This is a genomic window from Burkholderia gladioli, from assembly GCF_000959725.1.
In the GTDB taxonomy this organism is placed as follows: Bacteria; Pseudomonadota; Gammaproteobacteria; order Burkholderiales; family Burkholderiaceae; genus Burkholderia; species Burkholderia gladioli.
Genome location: NZ_CP009321.1, coordinates 78,770 through 103,882, shown reverse-complemented (window position 1 = coordinate 103,882; position 25,113 = coordinate 78,770). Strand labels below are relative to the sequence as shown.

29 protein-coding genes and 3 pseudogenes are annotated in these 25,113 nt (G+C 63.5%); 17 read left to right on the top strand and 15 right to left on the bottom strand.

Features of this window, described 5'->3' with window-relative positions:
- The first annotated feature begins 236 nt into the window (after positions 1-236).
- The 3 genes from BM43_RS38095 (at position 237) to BM43_RS00910 (ending at position 1,628) form a co-directional block, all read left to right on the top strand.
- Positions 237-536, top strand: a complete 300-nt coding sequence (locus BM43_RS38095) for a hypothetical protein (protein ID WP_080742007.1) — start codon at positions 237-239, stop codon at positions 534-536.
- 34 nt (positions 537-570) lie between these two features.
- The gene (locus tag BM43_RS00915) at positions 571-1,137 is read left to right on the top strand and encodes a hypothetical protein (protein WP_144417602.1); all 567 of its coding nucleotides are present in this window, start codon (positions 571-573) and stop codon (positions 1,135-1,137) included.
- A gap of 191 nt (positions 1,138-1,328) precedes the next feature.
- Positions 1,329-1,628, top strand: a complete 300-nt coding sequence (locus tag BM43_RS00910) for a hypothetical protein (RefSeq protein ID WP_144417601.1) — start codon at positions 1,329-1,331, stop codon at positions 1,626-1,628.
- Between the two features lie 3 nt (positions 1,629-1,631).
- Here the strand turns inward: BM43_RS00910 and BM43_RS38090 are convergent.
- The 5 genes and pseudogenes from BM43_RS38090 to BM43_RS00890 form a co-directional block, all read right to left on the bottom strand.
- Positions 1,632-1,796: pseudogene (locus BM43_RS38090) on the bottom strand (integrase core domain-containing protein); the annotation flags it as partial.
- Positions 1,797-1,822: 26 nt separating this feature from the next.
- Positions 1,823-3,388, bottom strand: coding sequence for an IS66 family transposase (gene tnpC / locus BM43_RS00905; protein WP_036047871.1), 1,566 nt, complete (start codon positions 3,386-3,388; stop codon positions 1,823-1,825).
- A 31-nt stretch (positions 3,389-3,419) separates the two neighbouring features.
- On the bottom strand, positions 3,420-3,770 hold the full coding sequence (gene tnpB / locus BM43_RS00900; RefSeq protein WP_036047872.1) for an IS66 family insertion sequence element accessory protein TnpB: 351 nt from the start codon (positions 3,768-3,770) through the stop codon (positions 3,420-3,422).
- Positions 3,746-4,222 (bottom strand): IS66-like element accessory protein TnpA, encoded by a 477-nt coding sequence (tnpA, locus tag BM43_RS00895; RefSeq protein ID WP_036052816.1) that lies wholly within the window; start codon positions 4,220-4,222, stop codon positions 3,746-3,748. Before tnpA ends, tnpB begins: the two co-directional genes overlap by 25 nt.
- Before the next feature lie 116 nt (positions 4,223-4,338).
- Positions 4,339-5,240, bottom strand: a pseudogene (locus BM43_RS00890) (IS3 family transposase); the annotation flags it as partial.
- A 479-nt stretch (positions 5,241-5,719) separates the two neighbouring features.
- Between BM43_RS00890 and BM43_RS41570 the strand changes: the two are divergent.
- The 4 genes from BM43_RS41570 to BM43_RS00875 all read left to right on the top strand — a co-directional run bounded on the left by BM43_RS41570 (position 5,720) and on the right by BM43_RS00875 (position 6,888).
- Positions 5,720-5,896, top strand: a complete 177-nt coding sequence (locus BM43_RS41570; RefSeq protein ID WP_167547484.1) for a hypothetical protein — start codon at positions 5,720-5,722, stop codon at positions 5,894-5,896.
- A gap of 8 nt (positions 5,897-5,904) precedes the next feature.
- Entirely contained in the window at positions 5,905-6,180 is a 276-nt protein-coding gene (locus BM43_RS00880) for a hypothetical protein (protein WP_036047676.1), read from the top strand.
- 44 nt (positions 6,181-6,224) lie between these two features.
- On the top strand, positions 6,225-6,392 hold the full coding sequence (locus BM43_RS41205) for a hypothetical protein (protein ID WP_155296512.1): 168 nt from the start codon (positions 6,225-6,227) through the stop codon (positions 6,390-6,392).
- A gap of 73 nt (positions 6,393-6,465) precedes the next feature.
- Positions 6,466-6,888: a DUF6884 domain-containing protein gene (locus tag BM43_RS00875; protein WP_036047680.1), complete on the top strand. Its 423-nt coding sequence runs from the start codon at positions 6,466-6,468 to the stop codon at positions 6,886-6,888.
- A 185-nt stretch (positions 6,889-7,073) separates the two neighbouring features.
- Here the strand turns inward: BM43_RS00875 and BM43_RS38085 are convergent, their stop codons facing one another.
- The 7 genes and pseudogenes from BM43_RS38085 to BM43_RS39955 form a co-directional block, all read right to left on the bottom strand.
- Positions 7,074-7,403 (bottom strand): H-NS histone family protein, encoded by a 330-nt coding sequence (locus BM43_RS38085; protein ID WP_013700210.1) that lies wholly within the window; start codon positions 7,401-7,403, stop codon positions 7,074-7,076.
- Positions 7,404-7,527: 124 nt separating this feature from the next.
- Positions 7,528-7,656, bottom strand: a pseudogene (locus BM43_RS42085) (alkanesulfonate monooxygenase); the annotation flags it as partial.
- A 732-nt stretch (positions 7,657-8,388) separates the two neighbouring features.
- Complete coding sequence (locus BM43_RS42080; RefSeq protein ID WP_208453390.1) at positions 8,389-8,664, bottom strand: hypothetical protein; 276 nt, start codon at positions 8,662-8,664, stop codon at positions 8,389-8,391.
- A complete protein-coding gene (locus BM43_RS00865) occupies positions 8,616-9,392 on the bottom strand; it encodes an LLM class flavin-dependent oxidoreductase (protein ID WP_052409119.1) in 777 nt (258 codons plus the stop codon). Before BM43_RS00865 ends, BM43_RS42080 begins: the two co-directional genes overlap by 49 nt.
- Positions 9,393-9,421: 29 nt before the next feature.
- Positions 9,422-9,613: an LLM class flavin-dependent oxidoreductase gene (locus BM43_RS41195; protein WP_036047687.1), complete on the bottom strand. Its 192-nt coding sequence runs from the start codon at positions 9,611-9,613 to the stop codon at positions 9,422-9,424.
- A 481-nt stretch (positions 9,614-10,094) separates the two neighbouring features.
- Positions 10,095-10,412, bottom strand: a complete 318-nt coding sequence (locus BM43_RS00860; protein ID WP_036047689.1) for an H-NS histone family protein — start codon at positions 10,410-10,412, stop codon at positions 10,095-10,097.
- 18 nt (positions 10,413-10,430) lie between these two features.
- Complete coding sequence (locus tag BM43_RS39955) at positions 10,431-10,751, bottom strand: hypothetical protein (RefSeq protein WP_144417600.1); 321 nt, start codon at positions 10,749-10,751, stop codon at positions 10,431-10,433.
- Positions 10,752-11,180: 429 nt separating this feature from the next.
- Between BM43_RS39955 and BM43_RS00855 the strand changes: the two genes are divergently transcribed.
- Together BM43_RS00855 and BM43_RS00850 are read left to right on the top strand one after the other, a co-directional pair.
- Positions 11,181-12,173 carry an IS5 family transposase gene (locus BM43_RS00855; RefSeq protein WP_036047694.1) on the top strand — a complete coding sequence of 331 codons (993 nt, stop codon included), beginning with the start codon at positions 11,181-11,183 and terminating at the stop codon, positions 12,171-12,173.
- Between the two features lie 221 nt (positions 12,174-12,394).
- The gene (locus BM43_RS00850; RefSeq protein WP_036047694.1) at positions 12,395-13,387 is read left to right on the top strand and encodes an IS5 family transposase; all 993 of its coding nucleotides are present in this window, start codon (positions 12,395-12,397) and stop codon (positions 13,385-13,387) included.
- 268 nt (positions 13,388-13,655) lie between these two features.
- On the opposite strand, the gene BM43_RS00845 is transcribed toward BM43_RS00850, so the two are convergent.
- Together BM43_RS00845 and BM43_RS00840 are read right to left on the bottom strand one after the other, a co-directional pair.
- Complete coding sequence (locus BM43_RS00845; RefSeq protein ID WP_036047697.1) at positions 13,656-14,414, bottom strand: SOS response-associated peptidase; 759 nt, start codon at positions 14,412-14,414, stop codon at positions 13,656-13,658.
- Positions 14,415-14,478: 64 nt separating this feature from the next.
- On the bottom strand, positions 14,479-14,916 hold the full coding sequence (locus tag BM43_RS00840) for a hypothetical protein (RefSeq protein WP_230676220.1): 438 nt from the start codon (positions 14,914-14,916) through the stop codon (positions 14,479-14,481).
- A 155-nt stretch (positions 14,917-15,071) separates the two neighbouring features.
- Between BM43_RS00840 and imuA the strand changes: the two genes are divergently transcribed.
- The 8 genes from imuA to BM43_RS00800 all read left to right on the top strand — a co-directional run bounded on the left by imuA (position 15,072) and on the right by BM43_RS00800 (position 23,207).
- Positions 15,072-15,791, top strand: a complete 720-nt coding sequence (gene imuA, locus BM43_RS00835) for a translesion DNA synthesis-associated protein ImuA (RefSeq protein WP_036047704.1) — start codon at positions 15,072-15,074, stop codon at positions 15,789-15,791.
- Positions 15,709-17,187, top strand: coding sequence for a Y-family DNA polymerase (locus tag BM43_RS00830; RefSeq protein ID WP_036047707.1), 1,479 nt, complete (start codon positions 15,709-15,711; stop codon positions 17,185-17,187). Before imuA ends, BM43_RS00830 begins: the two co-directional genes overlap by 83 nt.
- A gap of 6 nt (positions 17,188-17,193) precedes the next feature.
- Positions 17,194-20,343: an error-prone DNA polymerase gene (locus BM43_RS00825; RefSeq protein ID WP_036047709.1), complete on the top strand. Its 3,150-nt coding sequence runs from the start codon at positions 17,194-17,196 to the stop codon at positions 20,341-20,343.
- Positions 20,344-20,367: 24 nt separating this feature from the next.
- Positions 20,368-20,634 (top strand): hypothetical protein, encoded by a 267-nt coding sequence (locus tag BM43_RS00820; protein ID WP_036047712.1) that lies wholly within the window; start codon positions 20,368-20,370, stop codon positions 20,632-20,634.
- Between the two features lie 92 nt (positions 20,635-20,726).
- Complete coding sequence (locus BM43_RS00815) at positions 20,727-21,026, top strand: H-NS histone family protein (RefSeq protein WP_036052807.1); 300 nt, start codon at positions 20,727-20,729, stop codon at positions 21,024-21,026.
- A gap of 90 nt (positions 21,027-21,116) precedes the next feature.
- Positions 21,117-21,509: a DUF2471 family protein gene (locus BM43_RS00810; RefSeq protein WP_036047714.1), complete on the top strand. Its 393-nt coding sequence runs from the start codon at positions 21,117-21,119 to the stop codon at positions 21,507-21,509.
- Positions 21,510-21,727: 218 nt separating this feature from the next.
- Positions 21,728-22,657, top strand: a complete 930-nt coding sequence (locus BM43_RS00805; protein WP_036047717.1) for a tyrosine-type recombinase/integrase — start codon at positions 21,728-21,730, stop codon at positions 22,655-22,657.
- Positions 22,658-22,727: 70 nt separating this feature from the next.
- Positions 22,728-23,207, top strand: coding sequence for a hypothetical protein (locus BM43_RS00800; RefSeq protein ID WP_036047720.1), 480 nt, complete (start codon positions 22,728-22,730; stop codon positions 23,205-23,207).
- A gap of 101 nt (positions 23,208-23,308) precedes the next feature.
- On the opposite strand, the gene BM43_RS00795 is transcribed toward BM43_RS00800, so the two are convergent.
- Entirely contained in the window at positions 23,309-25,111 is a 1,803-nt protein-coding gene (locus BM43_RS00795; RefSeq protein WP_036047723.1) for a phosphoadenosine phosphosulfate reductase domain-containing protein, read from the bottom strand.
- Positions 25,112-25,113 lie beyond the last annotated feature (2 nt).

Below are 25,113 nucleotides of genomic sequence, written 5' to 3'. Positions count from 1 at the left end.
GGAAAACCGCATCGTGAAGACAGCGCCTCTCGCCGACGGGGAATATTGGGCTGTGTGTCGCGAGCGCAACGTCATTTCTGCCGCCGCGAATGGACATAGCCTGGTGTTCCCGAAAGCGAGGATGACCGTGAAAGACGGTTGGGCTTTTTTCCACCGCGACGGCGTAGAAATTTGGAGTTGCAATGCTTCGTACGCGGAAGCGCAATTCGACGTACACAAGGCATAGGAAAACGCTCATGGATAATCATCAAGAACGCGTGCGCGAAGTAATGGCTCGGGCCATTTGCTCCGCGTGTGGAGAGAAGCCAGAGCATTCAGGCGATGCGCGCGGCAACGCACTCCGTTGGCAAGACTACGAGTGTATCGCCCAGGCTGTCCTCGCGGAACTGCAGGCGGCCGAAATGGGCGAGCCGGGGCGTAGCTCTGTAGCGCACCTCGCGAATGTCATCGCGCGAACGTGCGATGAAAGCCTCGATCACGCGTGGATGTACGAGCGTGCGGCAGGCGACGCGTTGCGCGCCTATGCTGTCCGCTGAGATAGGAAAACGCCGGGCGTCGGCACCAGGAAAAATGCACGTACTCAAACCTCTTTCACATCTGATGCTACGCAAGCACCTCTTCGCTTGCATTGCGGCTTCAGGAGTATTTCTGTCCGCGTGCGGCGACAACGATAGCCAAGCGACGGAGCAGGCGTCGTCGCAAACGACCACGGCACCGGCCAAGGCGAAAGAACTGAGCTCCGACATGGCGACAGCATGGGTGCGAGCCGTTGATAGCCGCAAGACCGACGACGGCTCGACGGTCTCGCAAGTTCTAGCTTATGTGCAGGCCAAACGACCGTCGCGGTTCAAATACCGGGCGCTCACTGGTGGCGACGACATAGGTTACAGCGGCGCCACTGGAGAGCCCGACTCGGTGAGCATCACCTATTGGATTGGGTCCAAGCGCGGGGAGGGCGATAGCTATGTCGATCTTGGCTACGACATGACCCCGCAAGGGCAAGTGATTCCCCCGTCGGGGAAAACCACGCCCGCCATATTGGCGCTCGAAGGCGGAAAACAATCATTTCTGAAGTGGATCGATAACGCCTACGACGAGGATTGCCGAGATATGGAAACACACAAACTCACGTGCTGATTGTCGGGCGCTAAAGCTCGTCCAGACCTTGATTGGAGCTTCTAGCCTCAAGGCCCTTAAAAGTCTGGTGGACGCCAATCCCCTAACGCTCGCTCCCGTTGCACGTGGAGTGATTTGATGGGTAAGGCGCTCGCATGAATCGCGGGCGGTGCCCACGATAAATTGTTGGGATCGGCGATATGGAGCGCGAGATGCAAGCATCGGAACTGGAGACTCTAGAGGAAGCCCGAAGAATTGCAGCGGCGCTAAGAGCCGCGCTTCCCAAGGAAGTGGACGCTGTCAAGCAGGGCATAACGCACAAGACACTTTTCTACCTGATCGTCGCGCGTGAGTCGTTGCTCCATCGCGTGTCAGGTTTAGCCGACGACACCTTCTCGTTGATTGATGCTGGTCAAAATCTTGGGGCCGCAATACTTTCGAGGTCAATGTTGGAGTCGACTGCGGTCTTGGGGTTCGGTAGTCCCCCCGTTTTTAACGGCGGTCAGAAGTAGAGGTTATGGCGCGATAAGCAACTTCTGTTTCGGCGGTACGCCGCCAATGGCCGTGTTCGGGCGTTCGTGATTGTATGACCACAGCCACTTCGTCGCATACTCCTGAACGTCGGCCACGGTCTCGAAGAGGTAATGGGCGAGCCAGTCGTATCGAACCGTTTTGTTGTAAGTATGCGGTCTTTTAATGACGCCCCTCAGCGGTTGAGAGCAGCAGGCATTCTCCAAGGCATGAGATCGGCGTAGTCGTCGGCGGTTGCAGCGAGCGGCAACCTGGTGAACAGCCAGACTAGATAGCGGTATGGGTCGACGCCATTCGCCTTGCAGGTCTCGACCAGTGAGTAGAGATTGGCGCTGGCCTGCGCACCGGCAACCGTATCCGAGAACAGCCAGCCCTTGCGGCCGACGACGAACGGCCGGATCGCGTTCTCGCACAGGTTGTTCGAGATCGGCCAGTTGCCGTTCTCGACGTAGCGGACCAGCTTGGGCCACTGTCCGCTCATGTACTGCAATGCCTTGCCGAGCAGACTCGACGGCACGATGTCCGGCAGATGCTCGACCAGCATGCGCTCGATGATGGAGAGCACGCGGGCGCTGTATCGGGCGCGCAGTCGCTGCCGGCGTTCGGGCGCCCACTTCGCACTGCGCGCCTCGGCTGCGAACAGCTTACCGATCAGCACGACGAAGCGTGTGGCCAGCAGATCCGGTGAGCGTGCCGTCTTCGGCACCGACTCCTCAGCCTTGATGAAGCCGCGGCGCACGTGTGCCCAGCATCCGAGATGCACGAGTTGGTGATCGTGGGCGATGCCGTTATAGAGCTCGTAGCCATCCGTCATCAGCGCAGTGCCGGGCTGTACGCCGGCATACAGCTTCTGCGCATGCTGGGCGCCGCGCCCCGGCGAGTACGAGAACATCCGTACCGGCGGCCCTGAGCCGTTGACCTGCGCCCATAGGTAGCTCTTCGCCTGCGGTCTTCGTCCCGGCTCCTTCAGCACCTGGAACGTGGTTTCGTCGCCGTAGATCAAGTTCGATTCGAGCAGCGCGTCGCGCATCAGGTTGATCACCGGCTGCGTGGCGAGCCCCACCCGCACCACGCTGGCGGCCAGCGTGTTCGACGAGATGTCGCCGCCGAAGCGACGCAGCAGCGTGGCCTGGCGATACAGTGGCATACCGTACTGGTACTTGCCGGTGATGATCCACGCCAGCGCGGATTCCGTGAGCAGCCCGCGCGCAATGATGCGCGCTGGTGCCGGCGTAACCTTGATACCGAGATCACAGCACGGGCAGGCGTACTTGACCCGCTGGTGCTGAACGACGCGCACCTGCTCGGGAATCACGTCGAGCTGTTCGCTCGTTTCCACGCCGATCTCGACGAGAGCATGGCCATCATGCGCGCAGAACCGTTCGGACTCGGGCAACTCGTGCCGCACGACCTCGCGCGGCAGGTTCGGATCGAGGGGTTTGCGCCCGCGCTTGCCTCGCGTGTGGGCGGCGACCGATGTGCCGGGCACGTCCTCGCGCGCGGGCGCGTCGGTAGCCGTCGCAAGTGCCTCGGCTTCGTTGAACAGGCCGAGCTGATCGGCATGGCGCGCTTCGCTCGATGCGCCGAACAGTTCGTGCTTGTAGGCCCGCAGCTTCTCTTCGGCCAGATCGCGCTGAGCCGTCACGAGCCGAAGCTCACCGCGCAGCGCATCGCGTTCGGCGCTCGCGGCAATCAGCGCCTTGTACTCCTCGGCGCTCAACATGACGGGGTTGTTCGGCATGGCCGATTAGACCATGTCACCCGCGTGGTGTTCAGCTCATCCGCGCGTAATATCGCTGGGGATGCTTCTGGATCACGGCCAGGTCGATTCCGTCGAGCAGCCAATGCAACTGCTCAACGCTGAGCGTGATCGTGTCGCCTCCGTTCGGCCAGACGAAGCGGTCGGCTTCGAGTCGCTTGAGCAGCAACCAGAAACCGTTGCCGCCCCAGCCGAGGATCTTGACTCGATCACGACGGCGGTTGCCGAAGACGAACAGTGCCGAGGTCATAGGGTTCAGGCGCATCGCCTGTTCGACCAGGATCGACAGCCCGTTGATGCCCATGCGGAAGTCGACCGGATCGCGATGCAGGTAGACCTTCAGCCCTTCGTCGAACCGGAACACGGCAGCCTCCCGAGCATCTGGACGAGTATCGTCAGCTCATCGAAGTTCGCCTGGCTCAACTCCAAGGAAACGCCGTTTGGTAAGTGCACATTCAGCGAGAACACTGCAGCCGATATAGCCGGAGTGGGGGCAGCTGCAGAGGTGACGACCTGCATAAAGGCGGATTCCTCAGGCACGGAAGCCGTCGACAACTCGACGCGAGCCTCTCGTGACGACTCCGTCGCGGAGCTGACTATCTCGCCCGCGGCTTGTTCGCGCTGATACTTGGAAATCCACGTCCGAACGAGGTTCGGATTGATGTCGTGTTCCATGGCCGTCCGCGCGATAGACACCCCAGGCTTCAGACACGCCTGTATCAACTCGCGCTTCGCATCCTCGTCGTACTTGCGCCGTCCGTCTCGCTTGAGATCGACCACCAACCGGCTCTGCAAACCTCCATCTTGCTCGTTCATGCACACCTGTCCACGCTCATTGAACATGGACACGTAGCCTCGGGGAATCAGCCTCGCCGTGCAATGGCGTCCTTCAAAGACCGCTTACTGTTGTAACGCTCGATGTACGCGTTCTATTGTGGCTTGCCGGGCTGGATAAACTGCAGAACGATGCCGCGTCGAGCGGCCCAGTCCCTGAGCGCATCGCTGACATATTCCGGTCCGTTGTCGCAGCGGATCTTCAGCGGCTTGCCGCGCCATTCGATCACCTGATCCAGGGACCGGATAACACGTAGCGCCGGCAACGAGAAGTCCACCTCGATGCACAGGCCTTCCCGGTTGAAGTCGTCAATCACGTTGAACAGCCGGATGCTACGCCCATCGGCAAGCTGATCGTGCATGAAATCCATTGACCAGCACTCGTTCAGTGCCTGCGGCACGGCCAGTGGTTCCGGTTGCTCACGCATCAGTCGTTTGCGTGGCTTGATCCGCAGATTCAGTTCCAGTTCGCGATAGATGCGGTAAACGCGTTTGTGATTCCAGACGAAGCCCTTCACGTTGCGCAGGTACAGGAAGCATAGGCCAAAGCCCCAGTTGCGCTGGTTATGCGTGAGTTTCACAAGCCACTCGGCGATCACCCCGTTTTCCGGGCAGCGCTTTGCCTGGTAGCGGTAGCAGGTCTCGCTCACGCCAAACGCCTCACAGGCCGCCCGTACGCTCATCGCCCGATCCTTGACAGCACGCATGGCCATCTCGCGCCGACGAGATGGCCTCACCACTTTTTTTCGAGCGCCTCACGCACCACTTCGGCCTTGAGTCGTTCTTCGGCGTACATCTTCTTGAGCCTCGCGTTCTCCGCTTCAAGCTCCTTCATCCGGGTCATCAGCGCCGCGTCCATGCCGCCGTATTTCGAGCGCCATTTGTAGAAGCTCGCGCTGCTCATCCCGTGCTCGCGGCACAACTCCGGCACGGGTGTTCCGGCTTCGGCCTGTTTCAAAATCCCGATGATCTGGCTTTCCGTGAATCTGGACGTCTTCATGCAAAATTTCCTGTCGATCCTGCTGCTAGAAAATTCTACCTTGAACACCCGTTAATTCTTGGGGGGACTACCGTTCCTGCTGCGTAGTGTGGAAGCGTTTGAACGGACGAACGACGTGTCCGCGTTATATAGGCGGGTTGCGAAGGTCGTGGTTGGATCACGCACTGGTGACGAAGGAGACCCCGTCTCCGTCCACGTCTTAGACGCTATTCGGGACTCGGATGCGCGGTTGCCCGTACCTGGACTGATGCGCTTGTACGAGAACTTGAGTGAATATGCGCATCCGAATTGGAGCGGATTGCTGGGCACCTTCGGTACGCATGAGAGTGCGCTGCTCGTTCGGTTGGGCGGGCAGCCTCGTGCGATACCGGCGCTCGGGCCGTATCTAACGATTATTCTGAGTTCCTTTGATCACTTATACGGCATCTTGGGCGAGGAGTTCGAAGCGGTCGCAAGGAAACTGCAATAGGAAAACGGCAATGCCTGACCTGACGGTTGCTGATGCGCTTCGACTCGCGATCAACGCTCTACGGGACGTTGCCGAGTCGCACAAGATGCCCTCGGGCATCGAGTTGGATGACGCAACGTCCGAGCTGCATGGGAGCGCGGCCGACGTGCTGGATGAATTGCTCGAGCAGTTGCCCGGGCGCGAATAGGAAAACGCATGCGCAAGCCGGAATTCAATGCCGAAGAGCTTCTATCGTCCTTGTGCGATCTACACGTTCGAGATCAAATCTCCGTCCTCGAAGAGGTGGTAAGTGAGCACGCTATAGCCGACGTAGCTGATGTTGTCGCGCTGTGCATGATGACCGTTCTACTCGGCATTGATGACTCGTGTCCGCCTGACTTGCGCCGCCGGCTGGATGCACTCGCGGAAAAGGTTCGCCGGTTCAACGCTGACCGTTTCTGCACGGAGTTGCCGACAGACGCAGGCCGTTAAATGGATAGGAGCACCCTGCTTTCAAGGGGGTGAAGAGAGGAAGCGTGGAGATCGATCTGGTAAGGCTACGGCGCATATGTCGACAGGTACTGAAGGAGACGGATTTTCCTGGCGAGGCCTACGAGCTCGCTCGCGCTGTTCCGAAACTCATTGCCGAAATCGAACGGCTCACGGTTTTGGTCACCTCTGGTTCTTCGGAGCCGCAGAAGTGATTATGCGACACCGCTGCGCCACGGGCACGAAATAGAGCGGAAAGCGCCGGCACGGCCGGCCTCAGAGGGCGCGATGACCGACATTTACCTGATATCTTGTGTGACGGCGAAACTGGATCGAGCATCGCCTGCCAGAGATCTCTACCAGTCGCCCTGGTTTAAGAAAGCGCGAGCCTTTGTCGAGCGCCATTCCGGTGATTGGTACATCCTCTCTGCGAAGCACGGCCTGACCGCGCCGGCTGCGGTGATCGAGCCCTACGAGCAGACGTTGAATCGAGTGGGAGTCGCCACGCGCCGCGCGTGGGCCCAGCGGGTCCAGAAGCAAATCGATGAGCAAATAGCCAATCGTCAAGACCAGCGTATGCGGTGTGTTGTGCTGGCGGGCGAGCGATACCGGGAGTTTCTCGTCGAATATCTCCGCAGTCGGTTCGAGCTCCAGATTCCGATGCAGGGCTTGGCGATCGGCAGGCAGCTGCAATGGCTGACGGATCACTGATATCGCAAGCGACGCGCGACAAAAGGAAGCATGCAACCTCCGCCCTAGTGACTGCGGCAATTGTCGAACTCGTGCGAGTTGCGGTCGGGAACGGCCGGAGCGCCCGTGGGCGCCAGCAACCGGTCGAGGGAGAGAAACCATTCTGGAAACGGGATAGAAAAAGGGCGCGGAATCTGCACCGTCTTTCATTCGCCTGGCCACCACGCCTGAGGCTCAGGTCGATTCTGGTCGATGAGGTAATCGTCGAGATTTTTATCTTGCAGCCACTTCGGCTTCGGTCCCCGTCCTGACCACTTATTACCGCTGCTCGGGTCATAGTATTTCGCCGGCGCGCGTCGGTGTTTCGGCTTCTTGAACCCAGCTGCGATTAACAGCTCGTCCTGCGTAATTCCTAGCGACTGCGCGTGCTCCTTTACCGCAGCAAGGAGGGCACGCTTTTCCTCGACTCTTGCATCGGCCAGTTGGATATTGATGTCGCGCAGCTGAGATTGCAATTCGGTGATTTTCGATGTCACGCGTACCTCGTTTCTTGGATGTTGGAGAGCGATGCTACGTTGGCTTGGACCATGGCCGCGAAGCGGACCTTATCGCTACCGTCAACGACTAGAAATTAACGGACGGCCTACGGGTTATTTTAATGCCGAGCGCGCGGAATTCTCCCAGGCACTGCGCGACCTTGTCGTGTCTGCCGACGATGGCTGTGCCCGCGCTCCCGCGCGTGAGGCCGACACCGGCCCACAGGTTCGGATAGACCTCCAGTTCGCGCAGCGAGCGTGGCCTGGCTGCGCTGGGCCACCGAGTCATAGGCGTCGAGCGCGCGGTGAGCTTTCGTGTAGATGCTTACCGAGGCGCCGTGCAGCAGTTCGTCGGGGGGGGGCGCCCAGGCGAGGGGCCGCGCGCGGAGCGTCGGCCACGCTGAGGGCGCAGCGGAACAGCTCGCGAGCCGAAGGCAGGGCAGCGCGCACGCCGCGCTGACGCGCGCGAGCGCCTCGAACACGGCCGGGTCGGGCCGCGCGGCGGCGATCAGGCCGTCGCAGAACGGGGCGACGCGCAGGTTGTCAGCGGTGGCCGCCGCCATCCAGTAGAGCGGCGGGCGCGGCACCGGCATCTCGGCCAGGCGCGCATGCTCGGCGCGGAACCAGGCGCCCTGGTGGTCCAGTGGCCCCGTGCCGGCCCAGACCGCGTGCAGGATCGCGAGGAATTCGAGCCTGCGCGCGCGGCGCTGGCCGCGATTGAGCTTCGCGCCACGCCGGCTCGCGTCGACGCCGGGCGCATCGCGCTCCACGGCCAGCGCGAGCCGGCCGCCCCTGAGCGATTGCAGGCTCTGTGCGCACAGCGCGGCGGCCACCGGCAGAATGGCGCCGGCCTGCAGGGCGATCGTCAGCGCCAGTTCCGGCAGCGCTTCGCTGAGCACCGCCGCCGCGATCCAGGGATCGGGCCGGCCCGGGCCGGCGCTCGGCAGCAGGGCCGCGCAGCCGTCCTCGGCCGCGGCGGTCGCACTCATGTGGCGCGCAAGGCGGGGCGCCAGTCCAGCGCCGGCGCGATGGTCTCGGCCGGCGTGCGCCGCCGCCGCAGCGACTGGTCCAGCAAGGAGCGCTCGGATTGCACCGCCGGCAGGAAGTAGCTGGCGATGGGGAACAGCGCCGGATCCGCGCGCAGGCTCTCGATCACTTCGTCGGGATGACCGTGGTGCATGTTGAGCAGGCGCAGGATTGCGGCCGGTTCGGTCACGCCGGGGTGACCCGTGGCGGCCAGCCAGGGGATGAGGCGCAGCACGTCGTCGGCGAGCTCGGCCAATGCGGTGCGTCGGTCGGCGGCGGGGAATACCGCGCGCACCACCCCAGGCGCGGCGCGCGGCTGGCCGCGTCGGCGCGCTCGCGCCAGGCGGCGAGATAGGCCTGGGCCAGCGGCAGCTGCACGCCGCGCGGATCGTGCACCGCCGTGCCGAGCAGCAGGCCGTTGCCGTGCGCGGCCGCCAGGCGCGCGCCCTCGGGGCTCGAACGCGAGTGCCAGAGCCGCTCGCGCATGCCGGCGGCCGGCGGTTGCAGCCGCAGCGGCGCGGCCTGGGCGTCGTCGTTTTGATCGTCTGTATTGCGTGCGTCGGCGGCAGCGCTCGCGCCCGGCGCCAACGGGGTGCCCGAGAGCGCCTGCTCGAGCCGTTCCAGCGATGCGGTGGAGCGCGTCTGGCGCGTGCCGGCATCGATCCCGAAGGCCGAGAACGCATCCGTGTTGGCGCCGCCGCTGCCGAGCCTTAGCTGCACGCGCCCGATCGACAGCACGTCGAGCACCGTCGCGTCCTCGGCGAGCCGCAGCGGATCCTCGAGCGGCAGCGTGACGAGCCCAGTGCCGAGCTCGATGCGCCGCGTGCACTGCGCGATGGCCGCGAGCAGCACCAGCGGCGAGGGCAGCCGACCGAATTCGGTGCGAAAGTGATGCTGGGCGCCGAAGCCGAGCTGCAGCCGGCCGGCCCACAGCGCGTCGAGCACCGCCGTATCCTCGGCCACCCGCAGCGGCGCCTCCAGCGGCAGCAGGATTACCGCGCTGTCCCAGCGCGATGCGCCGCGTGCGGCGTGCCTCGGCCGAAATGATGCTGGGCCACCCAGGCGCCGTGATAGCCGAGCGCCTCGGCCGCCTCGATCAACGCGAACGTCTCGTGCAGCACGTGCGAATCGGACGACGGGGCATAGACGCACGTGAGCAGGCCCAGCCTCCAGCTCGCGCTCACGATGCCGCTCCGCCGACCGGCGCGGCCCGGTCGCCGCGGCAGCCTGAGGTGCCCCCGCTGGCGAACCGGCTTGCGCCTTATCGAGTGGTCGCGCAGGCACTGGCCGCCGCCCAGCGCGAGGGGGCAACCCGGATTGGCCTGGTGGGCAACGAGCAGTATCTGCAGTGACTATGCACCAGCGGCTTGTCTCCGGCCTCTACGACCGGCGCGGTATGTGGCGCGCGCAAGAAGCTGACGCTGCACGCGGCGTCCAGGCCTGCAACGGAAAATGGAGGTTGAGAAGAAGTTGGGCGGGGAATTGGCGAGAGAGTTCTGTGCTGCTGGCGGGCCGTCGCAAATACGTTGTGCGTACAACTAATTTGACATAAGTATATTCAACGATTTTTGATTGGCAGTTCTGTTGCTACCCATCGGCGTGGTGCGATGCTCTGAGCAATGGTCTGGCGTGGCGCCTCAAAGTTGACGGATTTCGTTGGAATCCTTATTTATCGTCGAGAAGATCAGGCTGGATGAGAAACTGAGCAGGGTCATCACCGAGCCATGCGGGCTGTCGGCCGCGCCCGGCCCAAGTTTTGCCGGTTTTCGGGTCTCGATACAGTGGAGCACTCGACAACCGGGCTGCCTTTCGTTTCGAGGGTCTTTCCTGGAGGTCGTGGATGCTGATGCCCAAGTCGCTCATCAGCGCTTTGATCTGAACGATGGCGGCCTCCCGTTCACTTTCCAGCGCCACTTTGATCTGCCCGTCCAGCTCTTGTAATTGCGTAAGCAACGCAAGGTAGCCCGTCGAATTCGTGGTCATTTCCGTGATCCCTACTCTTCAATGATTTCTAGATGTCCAGCTCGTGCGCCAGTTACGCAGACCAGCCCCGCTGGCAAGGAATACGGCGCCTAGGATCATAAAGCAGAGTGGGACAGGAATCGCTCCCAGACTAGCTCCCGCCAACATTTGATAGACGGTTTGAAAGGAAGCATCGGGTGGCGCGGGCGCAACGAACAGCAGGGCCGCCCCGAAGTAGATGCTAAGAAGCGCGGGCACCAGCCAGTACCCGAATATTCGGCCAATGTTTTGAGCGATAGCGATCGCCAGCCACCCTACCACGATGGCACCCACAACTAGATCTACCAGAATGACAATCATGGAAAATACTCTCGCTATAAATTTCTTGAACAGTCGTGCGACTTCGCAGCCACAACTCGTTTCCGGTCTACGGGGAAGGCGACAAAAAAGAGTGCCGGCGCTTACGCCAAGCTGCTATTTGCCCTGTGCGTTGATCAGGCGATCAAGGCTGCCTTTCGCGGCCTCAGGAGTGGTTCCGTTCGGGAGCAAAACGTTGGGGTCTGCAAGCGCGTCACGAAGGCAATTTTTCACTTCGGCCGCATTCTCGGCTCGTTGCTCAAGATGGCATGTAAGAGACAGCCCGAGCAATAATTCGCGATCCCGCGTCGGAAAGCTCATGAATGTAGGCCATACAGTCTCTAGGGAAACACTGATTTATCCGGCTCGGCGGTCATCGCTGACGTAGCCGAGGACGTTGTAGAAGACAGTTCACGGAACGAATCCACGACGATGAAACGGCAAATGAGCTTTGCGGAAGCGGAAAGCGCGGGCAAGAAGCGCGTGACCCGGCGCCAGCGTTTCCTGGACGAGATGGAGAAGCTGGTGCCGTGGTCGCGGTTGCTGATGGCAATCGAGCCGTACTACCCGAAGGGCGAGCGTGGCCGCCCGCCGATCGGTCTGGAGCGGATGCTTCGAATCTACTTCCTGCAGCAGTGGTACAGCCTGTCGGACGAAGGGCTGGAGGATGCGCTGTACGACAGCATCGCGATGCGAGCCTTCGCCGGGATAGATCTGGCCGTCGAGACCGTGCCGGATGCGACCACGCTGCTGAAGTTCCGGCGCCTGCTGCTTGAACATGACCTGACGCGCAAACTGTTCGACGAGATTGGCACCTCGCTGTGCGAACGCGGGCTGATGATGAAGGAAGGCACGCTGGTCGACGCGACGATCATCGAAGCGCCGTCGTCGACCAAGAACGCCGAGAAGCGTCGCGATCCGGACATGCATCAAACGAAGAAAGGCAACGAGTGGCACTTCGGCATGAAGGCGCACATCGGCGTCGATGCCGATTCGGGGCTGGTTCACAGCGTGGTCGGCACGTCCGCCAACGTGTCGGATGTTTCGCAAGCGCACGCGCTGTTGCATGGTCACGAGCAAGAAGCGTTCGGCGACGCGGGCTACATCGGCGTAGACAAGCGCAATGAAATGAAGGACCTGTCGGTGAAGTGGCGCGTGGCGGCCAAGCGAGGAAAGATCAAGGCGATGCAGGATGGTGCACTGAAGGATCTGGTGATCGCGCTCGAGCGAACCAAGGCACAAATTCGCGCGCGGGTCGAGCATCCGTTTCATGTCGTCAAGAACCTGTTCCGTCATCGCAAGGTGCGCTACAAGGGACTGGCGAAGAACACGGCGCAACTGTTCAGCCTGTTCGCTTTGGCGAACTTGGTGATCGCGCGAAATCGGTTGCGCTCGGTTCATGGCAGTAGTCCGTCACGTGTATGAAAAATGCAGGAAATGAGGCGCTTTCCCGGGGCAAACTTCCCCGAATTCGCTGCGATTCACTTCGGCATCCGGAATTTGCGCGTCAGCACGGCCGACAAGCTTGCGCGTTTGCCTATTAATCAGCGTTTCCCTAGGGAAACACTGATTTATCCGGCTCGGCGGTCATCGCTGACGTAGCCGAGGACGTTGTAGAAGACAGTTCACGGAACGAATCCACGACGATGAAACGGCAAATGAGCTTTGCGGAAGCGGAAAGCGCGGGCAAGAAGCGCGTGACCCGGCGCCAGCGTTTCCTGGACGAGATGGAGAAGCTGGTGCCGTGGTCGCGGTTGCTGATGGCAATCGAGCCGTACTACCCGAAGGGCGAGCGTGGCCGCCCGCCGATCGGTCTGGAGCGGATGCTTCGAATCTACTTCCTGCAGCAGTGGTACAGCCTGTCGGACGAAGGGCTGGAGGATGCGCTGTACGACAGCATCGCGATGCGAGCCTTCGCCGGGATAGATCTGGCCGTCGAGACCGTGCCGGATGCGACCACGCTGCTGAAGTTCCGGCGCCTGCTGCTTGAACATGACCTGACGCGCAAACTGTTCGACGAGATTGGCACCTCGCTGTGCGAACGCGGGCTGATGATGAAGGAAGGCACGCTGGTCGACGCGACGATCATCGAAGCGCCGTCGTCGACCAAGAACGCCGAGAAGCGTCGCGATCCGGACATGCATCAAACGAAGAAAGGCAACGAGTGGCACTTCGGCATGAAGGCGCACATCGGCGTCGATGCCGATTCGGGGCTGGTTCACAGCGTGGTCGGCACGTCCGCCAACGTGTCGGATGTTTCGCAAGCGCACGCGCTGTTGCATGGTCACGAGCAAGAAGCGTTCGGCGACGCGGGCTACATCGGCGTAGACAAGCGCAATGAAATGAAGGACCTGTCGGTGAAGTGGCGCGTGGCGGCCAAGCGAGGAAAGATCAAGGCGATGCAGGATGGTGCACTGAAGGATCTGGTGATCGCGCTCGAGCGAACCAAGGCACAAATTCGCGCGCGGGTCGAGCATCCGTTTCATGTCGTCAAGAACCTGTTCCGTCATCGCAAGGTGCGCTACAAGGGACTGGCGAAGAACACGGCGCAACTGTTCAGCCTGTTCGCTTTGGCGAACTTGGTGATCGCGCGAAATCGGTTGCGCTCGGTTCATGGCAGTAGTCCGTCACGTGTATGAAAAATGCAGGAAATGAGGCGCTTTCCCGGGGCAAACTTCCCCGAATTCGCTGCGATTCACTTCGGCATCCGGAATTTGCGCGTCAGCACGGCCGACAAGCTTGCGCGTTTGCCTATTAATCAGCGTTTCCCTAGCGATCCCGGTGCGGCCACTCGACCTCGGTCGGCCGGTCGCCGCCTGGTTTGTCAGCTCGCGCGGCCCCCGGACGCATCCCGAAGCGTTCCCGGGGCACCATCGTCCGGATCCTCGAACCATTGGTTCGTCAGCCTCAAAACAGCTCGTCGTTGGCTGGCCCGGGCGCCACCAGCTCCTGCTTTTTGCGGCGAGGCGGCCGCGGCGCCGGGTGGCCCCGATACGCTTCGGCCGGCAGCAAAGACAGGAACGACCGTGCCTGCTCCGGCTCCCTGCAGTTAAGCCAGTCATCGTACTGCTCAGGCAGCAAGATCACGACGCCGCGCTTCTCGTTCGGCGTGCCGTCCGCCTCGAGATGTCGGTGGAACTGGCTCAGGAACGGATGGCCATCCGCGTTGACGGTCAACATCGTGAAGCCGTAGACCACGGCGCCGTCGGGCTCGGGCCAGGGCTTCCACAGCCCGGCTACTGCGCACGGCGCGCCGCTCGCCAGCTCGATCGCCCAGCGCTCTGATTTGTCCTTCAACACCTTGCGCACGAGCTCCTCGCGAACAGGCGTGTCGAGATCCGGAAGCGGTGGATACCGCGGCTCATAGATGACGTCCGCCGGCACGATCGCAAAACGGCAGGCGTGCCAGGAATCCTTGAAGCTGGGTTTCTGTCCGACCGTCTCGCTGCGCGCGTTCATGGTGTCGAACTTGAACTTGCCGATCCGCGACTGCGGCCGGATACCGAAGCTGCCCAGAAGCGATTCCCGCTCGCCGTCGGCGCCGCGGCGGATGAACGGCGCGGGGTAGTCACAGTAGATTTCGGCCGGCCAATCACCATCCGGCGGTGCCGAATCGAAAAGATCGGCGTACCGGCTTTCGCTGGTTGCAACATAGTTGGTGCACAAGGCAGACCTCCCTCTCGACAACGACGAATAGCGGCCCACTGGACGCCATGGCGCACGTAGGGCGTCACGGCGTCTCAGACGGCGGATCTTGCACGTCGGAAATGCTCGGGTCGTTGTAGTAGACCGGCCCGCCTTCATGGCTCGGCTCGGGTGGAAACGAGATCTGCGTCATCGGCATAACGAAGGTGCGTAGCCAGTCATCAAGCGCAGTACAGACGTCCTCGTAAGCATCATCGAAACCAGATCCCTCGGGGCTGCCCGGCGGGTCGGGAAACAGGCTTTTGCCCCATCTAATCATTCTCGGCGTGCAATAGCCGTACCTGCCGAGCTTGGCCTCGTCTGCCACGAAGTCGTAGCTGTTGGCGACGGCCGACACCATGCTGATCGACATCGAGTCGACGATCTCGAACTTCGAGTAAGCGATGCACCAGTCAATGAATGCGCGCTGCATTTCGGTCAGGGGTTTTCGCATGTCGCCTCCTTCCGGATTCGATTTGGTCATCTTACGCTCGCCGGACGCAACTGCTGCCGAGCGGCGCTTGGCGCCGGCGTCCGGCGGACCGTCAACCGGCTAGTGCAATTCCCGCGCTGGCTTTTTGAGACGGCTGGGTTACAATCGCCATACCCTGTATATCCATACAGTATTTGTGCACGAACATGAACCCCGCTCTCGCTCATCCGGAACGAATTCACCCAGCCCTGTGGCGCGCCAGCCAGCGCGCGCAGGCCGGCACCGTCGGCATCGAAACCGGGCACCCTACTCTGTCCGCCGAGCTTCCTAACGGTGGCTGGCCGCCCAGTTGCCTGGTCGAGCTGCTGACGCAGCAGCCGGGCATCGGCGAACTGCGCCTGCTCGCGCCTGTGCTTGCGCGCCTGGCGCCCAAACCGATCGTGGTCGTCCAGGCGCCCCATCGCCTGCAACCGGCCGCGCTCGCATACTGGGGCGTGGATCCGGCGGCGTTCGTGAGCCTGCGTACACCACGCACGGCCGATGCGCTCTGGGCCGCAGAGCAAGCGCTGCGCGCCGGCACGTGTGGCGCGGTCCTGCTCTGGCAGCACGTCGTGCGATCGGACGCACTGCGACGCCTCAACCTTGCGGCGCAGGCCGGCTCCGCCCTGTTTTTCCTGTTGCGCCCGGCGGCCGCCGCGCGCGATGCGTCCCCAGCGCCGCTACGCCTGGCACTCGCGCCGGCGCGCGATGGCGTCGAGGTGACCTTCGTGAAACGCCGCGGCGCCCAGCGCGACGAACCGCTGTTCGTGCCGCTCTCCCCCTCCCCGATTTTGCTTGATCGCCATGGCAGTCTGGATCGGCGTGCATCTGCCGCGCCTCACTCTCGAAACGTTCGTCCCGCTGTCGCCAGCGCCATCGTCGAATGACGGCGCGGGTGTCGTCGTGCTTGAGCAGGACCGCGTGGTCGCGCTCGATCGGCCGGCGGCCGAGCTCGGCGTCCTGGTCGGCATGCGCCGCGGCGGCGTCCTTACGCTCGCGCCCGACGCGCGAATCTGCACGCGCGACGTCGCGCGCGAGGACGAGCTCGTGCGCGGCGTCGCGTATGCGCTGCTGCAGTTCACGCCGAGCGTCGTGCTCGAGGCCGAGGCTGTGGTGCTGCTCGACGTGACCGCCAGCCTGCGCCTGTTCCACGGCATTCGCGCGCTTCGGCGCCGGGTCCGCAAGCTGGTGGCATCGTTCGGTCTGACGGCCGCCGTGTCGCTCGCGTCGACGGGGCCGGCCGCCTGGACGCTCGCCCGAGGCCTGCGCGGCGGATCCGCGCTCGCCGCGCGCTCCCTGCAGCGCGCCCTGGCCCGCGCCCCGCTCGCAGTGGCGCCGCCGGCGCGCCGCTACGTGGAGTGGTTCGACGCGCTGGGCTGCGCCACCCTTGCCGATCTGCAGCGCCTGCCGCGCGCCGGGCTCAAGAAGCGGTGCGGCACTGCCCTCCTTGATTGGCTCGACCAGGTAGCCGGTGCCGCGCCGGCGCCGTATGACTGGCTCGAAGCGCCGCCGGCGTTCGACGTGCGCATCGAGCTGCCTGACCGCGTCGAGCATGCCGACGCCCTGGTGTTCGCCGCCCACCGCCTGGTGCTGCAGTTGACGGGCTGGCTGGCCGTGAAGCAGTTGGACCTGTGTGCGTTCGTGCTGAAGCTCGAGCATGAACGCGGCCGCAACGCGATCGCCCCGACCGAGCTCGAGATCGTGCTCGGCGCGCCCACCCGCTTCGAAGAGCATCTCATGCGGCTGGTCAAGGAGCGGTTGGGCCGCCTCGAGCTGCCCACGCCCGCGATTGCGATCGCGCTCCACGCTCATCGTGTGCAGCCGGCGGAAGCGCCGAGCGAAACGCTGTTTCCTGAGCCTGGTGGCACGCCGCAAGACCACGCGCGGCTCATGGAGCTGCTGACCGCGCGCCTGGGCGCCGAGAACGTGCTCGTGCCGGCGCCGGCGGCCGACTTCCGGCCGGAGGTCGCCGCGCAGTGGATCCCGTTCGACCAGCGCAAGAAGCCGGTGCCGGCGCCGGCGGATCTGCCGCGCCCCGCCTGGCTGCTGGAGAAGCCCGTTCAGCTGCTCATGCGCGCCAATCGTCCTTTTTACGGTACGCCGCTGCGCATGATGTCGCCGGGCGAGCGGATCGAGTGCGGCTGGGATGACGGCGAGGCCGTGACGCGCGATTATTTTGTCGGCGAAGACGACAACGGCGTGCATTTCTGGCTGTTCCGCGAGCGCGTTTCAGCGCGCGACGAGCGCGAGCCGCGCTGGTTCCTGCATGGCCTGTTCGGTTGACCTGCGATGTGCGCCGCGCCGATCGGCGTGCTGCCCGCTTATGCGGAACTGCAGTGCGCGAGCAACTTCTCATTTCTGCACGGCGCCTCGCGCGCCGAGGAGCTGGTGGAGCGCGCGGCGCGCCTCGGGTACAGTGCGATCGCGATCACGGACGAGTGCTCGCTGGCCGGCGTCGTGCGCGCACACGTGGAAGCGAAGGCCGCAGGCCTGCCGCTGATCATCGGCTCCCACTTTCGCCTGACCGCCGGCGACGGGTCGCCCGCCCTCGCCTTCACGGCCCTCGCGATGAACCGCGAGGGCTACGGCAATCTCTGCGAACTCGTCACGCTCGGCCGCACGCGCGCGGCGAAGGGCACGTATCGCCTGGCGCCGATGGACCTCGAGCATCCCGAGGCACCGCTCGAGCATCTGCGAGGCCTGCCGGACTGCATGATCATCCTCACGCCCGATTTTCCCGCGACCGAACAGCGCCTCGATGCGCAGCTCGAATGGGCCGCGCGCGTGTTCGGCGATCGCGCGCGGGTCGCGCTGACGCTGCATGCCCGGGCGATGGACGAAATCCACCGAGGCGCCGTCGAGCGGGCCGCCGCGCGCCACGACGTGCCAGTGGTGGCCACCAGCTGGCCCTTGATGCACGTGCGCTCGAGGAAGCCCCTGCAAGACGTGCTGACGGGGATCCGGCTCGGCCGGTCGGTGGGCGAGTGTGGCTACGAGCTCGCGCCGAACGCCGAGCGGCACTTGCGATCCCGGTTGCGCCTGGCCAACCTCTACCCGGCCGGCGCGCTGGAGGAGGCGGTCCGCATCGCGCGGCGCTGCACGTTCTCGCTCGACGAGCTGCGCTACGAGTATCCCGACGAGCTCGTGCCGGCCGGCTACACGCCAGCGTCGTATCTGCGTGAGCAGACCTATATCGGCGCGCACGGGCGCTTCGCCAACGGGATACCGTTCAACGTGCAGGCGCAGATCGAACACGAGCTGCAGCTGATCGCCGAACTGAAGTATGAGCCGTACTTCCTGACGGTCTACGACATCGTGCGATTCGCACGTAGCCAAAACATCCTCTGCCAAGGCCGCGGCTCCGCCGCGAACAGCGCTGTCTGCTATTGCCTTCGGGTGACGGAGGTCGATCCGGCGCGCGGCAACATGCTGTTCGAGCGCTTTATCAGCAAGGAACGCAACGAGCCGCCCGATATCGACGTCGACTTCGAGCATCAGCGGCGCGAAGAGGTGATGCAGTACATCTACAGCAAGTACGGCCGCGATCGCGCGGCACTGACCGCGGCCGTGTCGACCTATCGCCCACGCGGCGCGTTGCGCGAGGCCGGCAAGGCCCTCGGCGTGGATCCGATCATCGTCGATCGTGTGGCGAAGGCCCACCACTGGTTCGACTCGAAAGCGGATCTGCTCGCGCGCTTTGCCGAGGCAGGCCTCGACGTCGAGGCGCCGATGAACCAACAGTGGGCCGCGTTTGCCACCGCGCTGCTCGGCTACCCGCGGCATCTGTCGCAGCACTCGGGCGGCTTCGTCATTTCGCGCACGAAGCTCTCACGCATGGTGCCGATCGAAAACGCCGCGATGGAGGATCGAACGATCATCCAGTGGGACAAGGACGATATCGAGGCGCTGGGCCTGCTGAAAATCGACGTCCTGGCCCTAGGCATGCTCAGCATGGTGCGGCGCGCGCTGGAGATGATCTCGGAGAAGCGCGGCGAGGCTTTCGAGCTGCAGGACATCCCGGCCGAAGACGAGGCCACTTACGAGATGCTCTGCCACGGCGACAGCATGGGGGTGTTCCAAGTCGAGTCGCGCGCGCAGATGTCGATGCTGCCTCGCCTGCAGCCGAGGTGCTTCTACGACCTGGTCATCGAAGTCGCAATCGTTCGGCCGGGCCCCGTGCAGGGCGGGATGGTCCACCCGTTCCTGCGTCGACGCCAAGGCCTCGAGCCCGTGACGTTCCCGTCGCCCGACGTCGAGAAAGCGCTCAAGCGCACGCTCGGCGTGCCGATCTTCCAGGAGCAGGTCATGCAGGTGGCCATGCTCGCGGCCGGCTTCTCCGCCGGCGAGGCCGACCAGTTGCGCCGCGCGATGGCAGCATGGAAACGCAAGGGCGGCCTGGAGCCCTACCACGAGCGCCTGGTGAACGGCATGCTGGCGCGCGGCTACGACCGGGACTTCGCCGAAGCGATCTTCGCTCAAATCAAAGGCTTCGGCGACTACGGCTTTCCGGAGAGCCACGCAGCCAGCTTCGCGCTGCTGGTCTACGCCAGCGCTTGGCTGCGCCGCCACGAGCCGGCCGTGTTCCTGGCCGCGCTGCTGAATAGCCAGCCGATGGGCTTCTACACTCCCTCACAGCTCATCCAGGACGCCCGGCGCCGCGGCGTACAGGTGCTACCCGTCGACGTGACGGTCAGCAGCTGGGATTCGACGCTCGAGGGCGACACCACCGAGGCGCCCGTGCGCGTGGGCATGTCGCTGATCAGCGGCATGCGCGTGGAAGCCGCCGAGAGGATCCAACTGGCGCGCGCCGTGCGCCCCTTCGTCGACGTCGCGGATCTCGCTCGACGGGCGGCGCTCGACCGGCATGACCTGGCTGTTCTCGCTCGTGCCAGCGCGCTGCGCTCGCTGGCCAAGGGCCATCGGCGCAACGCCATCTGGACGGCCGCCGCGGCGGTGCCGGACAAGGATATTCTGCGCGGCACGGAACGCGACGACGAGGCGCCGGCGCTGCCGCAGGCCTCGGAAGGCAGCGAGATTGTGACGGACTATCGTGCGATGGGCTTCACGCTCGGTCGGCACCCACTCGAGCTGCTGCGCGATCGGCTGCGAGCCGACCGGCTGCTGCCGGCGCGCGAGCTCGCGCAGCTGCGCAATGGGCAATTCGCGCGCGCATGCGGGATTGTGACCGTACGTCAGCGCCCGGGCACCGCAAAGGGCGTGCTGTTCATTACGCTCGAAGACGAGACGGGCCAGACCAACGTGATTGTCTGGCCCGACCTTCTCGAAAGGTATCGACGAGAGGCGCTTGGCGCTTCGTTGCTTGCGGTCTATGGTGTGTGGCAAACCGAAGGCGATGTTCACCACCTGATCGCAAAAGACCTGCGAGATCGCAGCGAACTGCTCGGCGGGCTGCCCGTCGAGTCACACGATTTTCATTGACGGCGGAAAAGGGGGAACGGAAGGATGGACAGGGAACAGCGGAACGAAGAGTCGCGGCGGTGGATCCAGGCGGCCTCGCAAACGCCCGAGGCACAAGCGCTCGTCGCCTTAGGCTGGCAGGTCGTGAGCCCCTACGGCTATTCGCACGCGTCAGGCTGGACAATCGAGCGCTGCAAGATCGATGGCGAATGGCGGACCCTGCTATGGAAGGGGCGGCACATCTACGACCGATTCCCGAGCCCCGAAGCCGCTGCCGTGCATCACGCCAGCCTCGCGCCCGATTTCATTTGACGCGACCGTCGTGGCTGATCGCGAAAACTTGATTTCCAGAATCGCTCCTTATGCTGGTCGATATCGATTCCCTCACCACGACTGGAGAAAAGATGTCGACCTACAAAGAACTTCTCGAACAGCGAGCCGCTCTGGAAACGGAAATCCAAGCTGCCCAGGCAGAAGAACGCGCACAAGCGCTCAACGACGTCAAACGCATCGTGAGCGAGTTCGCTCTCACGAAGCGAGAGATCTTCGGCACAAGCAAGACGCGGAAGCGCCAGCCAGTTCAGCCTCGGTATCGCGATCCCAAGAGCGGTGCGACATGGAGCGGTCGCGGCCGGCCGCCGGCGTGGATTGAAGGCAAGGACCGCTCGCAGTATCGGATCGAGGTGCCGGCCACGCAAGCTTGAATTGCGCGGCGACACTCGATACATTCAACCGATCTCGCTCGCGGCGGGGATACGCAATCCAACCCGCCGCGTATCATTCAACGACTCCACATGGAACCCTCCGATAATCGCGCAATCATGGAACTGGAAACGGACTCGGTGCTGTTCAAACACGCGCTTGAACGCGCCACGGAAGACTTGCGCCGACTCGTGATGTCGATATCGGAGCGCCATTTCAATTCAGGTTTGGCGCCCTCGATCACCTGGCCTGCGCTGCTCGAGATTGAAGAGGAAGCCTTTTCAGACCTTGCATTCCAAAGCCGCAATGAAGCCGCAGTCGTCGCCGCGCTTCCCCGGATCGGGCCTACTACGCTGCCGGGCATCGATCTGAACGGGTTGATCGACTGGCGTATGTCCGCACGGTGGCTGCCGATCGCTTACGAATGTGTCCGGGACCACGTGTTGACCATGCGTCCGGCGGCACAACGCGACGACGAAGTGTGAGGCGAAGGTTGACTCAACTGACCGGTATGGCCCGCCACGGTTCTCGTTACCTTCGCCATTGCCCAGAACCATCGGCGATGCGTCCGCAATGCTCTCACGACGCGCCGGCGGCCGTGTCAGCGCTGCGTCCGGAGGACCCTCACCCCTTGGAGACGAGCCACGCGAATCGCAGATTCGCGGTATGCTTGCGGCACCCAATATTCAGTATATAAGATCAAATGGACGAACCGACTCTCTGGCTGTCGGCACCGACCGAGGCCTATCAGCAGTGGCAGCGCACGGAAGCCGCCGGCGCCGATCGGCGTGCGTTCTCGCCCAGGTCGATCGTCCAGCACGAAGCGATGTTTGAACGCTTCATGCGCCACCTCGCCTCCGTGCAACGGTCGCTGGCCACCTTCGGACCCGACCACCTCGAATCATTCTTCGCTGACCTCGATCGCCGGTGCAAACCCGGGACCACGACGCGCCTGCGCTACGAGAAGCTTCTCGACAGGCTTGGCCGACACCTGGTCGACGTCGGAGTGCGCAAGACCAATCCAGCGGCGCCCTATGCGTTGGCGCAGACGTGGCCGGAGGACGAGCCCGTCCCGGTGTACCTGCTCGAAGCCGATGATCATCGACTGCAGGAGTCGATCAGAACCATTGATGGACTCGACGACCGCGAGTTGCGGAACCGCGCCATCGTTGGCTTATTGCTCTCGACCGGGATCACCGCGCAGGAAATCCGGCAGGCGACCGCCGACGACCTCGACCTGTCGCCGGCGCGGCCGCGCCTTCAGATCCCGAAGCGCGGCCCGCGCGAATCGCGCCGCGTCAACGTAGCCGAGTTCGCGGTACCGGCGCTCACGCGATGGCGAAGCGTGTCTGCCGCCGCCGACAGCCCACTGATGTTCCCGTCCCCCCGCGCAGGCGGGCCGATGACCGACGAGATGCTCGGGCGCATCGTCCGAGACGAACTCCTCGCGATCGACATTAGGCTCCCCGATATGAGCCCGCGCACCCTGCGGAACACGTTCGCACGGCGCTTGCTGCTCGCCGGCAAGAGCAACGACGACGTCATGCGAGCGCTGGGCCTCACCAGCCAGCGGACGGTGGTCCGGATTCGCGCAACCCTCCCGCCTTCACCGCAAGCTCACACCGCAGCTTGACTTCTGCACCGCCTCGATAGCCTGAAGAAGCCAGCACTTTCGCTGGCGTCTTTCCTATCGGAGCATTCGTATGGACTACATAACGCGCTATACCGACCTCATCTACTTCGCGAACGACGAAATTGCATCCTGTCGATACAGGCTCATCAAATCGCGGGACAACCAGACGCAAGTCATCGTCCAGATCAACCATCACGGCGACCGACCGGGCAACCCGGTCGCCGATCACAAAACGCGTGACGCGATCCTGAATCGAATCGCCGACCGCGAATTGACCGGGGTCCCGGTCTCGATGCTCTGCGTCGCATTGACGGAGGGTGATGCGCACCACATCGTCTTCCCAGAGCCAGATCTGGAAGACTATATTCAACGCGGCCACCCTTACCAGCAGACCCCCGAGCGCGCTGCACGCGGCCGCCATATCGGGCGCATCTCGATCGATTCACGCAACCTCGTGATCGGCCGCACCCGTATTCAGACGGCGCACACCGCGCCGACGCCGCCGGATACCGGCCTTGCGGCGCTACTGAACCGCTCTGAGGCGGCTTAGAAATCTGCCCTCTCCGGCGCCGCAACCGTCTGATACGTTTGTGCGCCGCGCAAAAAAAGCCCGACACGTGAGTGCCGGGCTTTGTGCAAGAAAGCTTGACCTCAAGCAGCCTGAGAGAGCAGGTCGACAGGCGCCAGATTCAGCATCGTAAGGTGCTCCGAGTTCGAGATGGCGCGCTCGACCAGAAATCGATCAAGCTCTGCCGGCGTCAGGTTAAATCGCTCGGCGAGATGGGCGAAGTACTGGCCGCGCTTCGCCATCTCCTGATAACGCCCCGCCATCCCCGCCGGCAGCCGCAAAATGCCTTCGTTCAGCCAAAATCGGGCCGACTCCATCCCAGCGTGTTGCTGGGCTTTCACGGACCAGCCGGCGTCGAAGCTGCAGGTCACGAACGCGCAGGCTGCCTCATTGTCCACCTCGACCTGGTCACCCTCTTCGAAGTAGACGACCTGCTCTCCTCCCTTCGTGCGCGCGTAGCGGCTGGGCCGACCCGGATGCAGATAGCGATTCCACTGCTCTGCGGTGTAGTCACGAAGCCCGTCTGCAGGCGCCTCGGCATCGTACGCACCGACGTAGAACCATCCGTGATGCGGGATGTCAGTCTTCGGCAACGGGGCGAGCACCGGAACATGGTAGCGTCGGCCGAGGCGATGCACATCAAACCAGACCGAAAGCGCTGGAAACGCGTGAGGCGCGTAGTGGTGCATGGAGAGATAAAAATCGATCGCCACCAGCTGCGCCGGAGTGATCATCTCGAACTGCACATCGCAGAGCGCCCGGTTCTCCGGCGTATCAGGTATTTCGCCCGTCGCCAACGCCCCCTCATGCCGCTCCGCGCGCTCGACCTCTAGCACGTCGAGGGTCAGCAGGTACTGCAGCAATCGGAGCCGCTCCCGGTAGGAGAGGACGTCGGGCTTGACCGCCAGGTACCCAGCGTCGCTGAGCTTCCGGCCGACCAGTTCTCGTCGACCGAGATCCCACTGCACCGCGACCAGATAGTTCCTGAAGCGATTTAGCCCTTCCAGATGCTGGTGCTCCGGCTCCTTCACCATCGACTCCATCGAGCGATCTCGCTCGCCCGACACGCAACAGAACGCGCACCCGAATCGGGAGCCGCACGCGGCGCGCGCGCCGCCCTCCCCGAGAATCACGCCGCATGTTCCCTCGTTTCCCGCCCGATAGAGATCCGACAAGCGTCGAATCGACGCAGCGGAGATCGGCGACGGAAAGGGCCGATAGGCATCGTCCGCGAAGAGCGAGAGCATCGCCCAGACGCAGTCGGTGGACCATTCAGCGATCGGAGAGAACGTGAGCAGCCCGGCCGCGTTTCGGACGGGTCTCAACGCATTCTCGCTGCGGGCCGTCATGGCCGCTGCACGACTGCCGCTTTCGTCGAACCTGTTGCCGAGTATGGTGACAACTTCGCCACTGCCGCCGGCGGCCGCGGAGCGCTCGAGCGCGACGCGCAACCGGTTTTGCGGGTCGACCTTCCAGTCAGCCGCGCACGCACGTATCCGCTTCCCGTCCTTCACCCCGTTTTCCGGGGTGCGGGGAAGCGTTCCGCGCCCAATCGTTGCGACGACAAACTGCGACGCTAAAGATGGCTTCGCCACGTGCACCGATACCGGCGTGCCAGCGACCGCATAGGCGTCGCGGATCTCATCCAGCATGGCCTGAAGGTGCCCGTGCATACTCGGGTTTTCGATTGTCGTATCCGCACTCGTCACGAAGTGCTCGCGCGACACCTCTGCACCGGCCCGCCGCACCGCCTTGAGCATGAGGATCGCGGTGCAAGTCGAGTCCTTGCCACCGCTCAGCGCGTTGGAGACCGTGTACCCCTTCCGAATCAGCGCGACGAGCGAGTCGATCGCGGACTCCATCTTCAACAGAATTTCCGAAAACATGT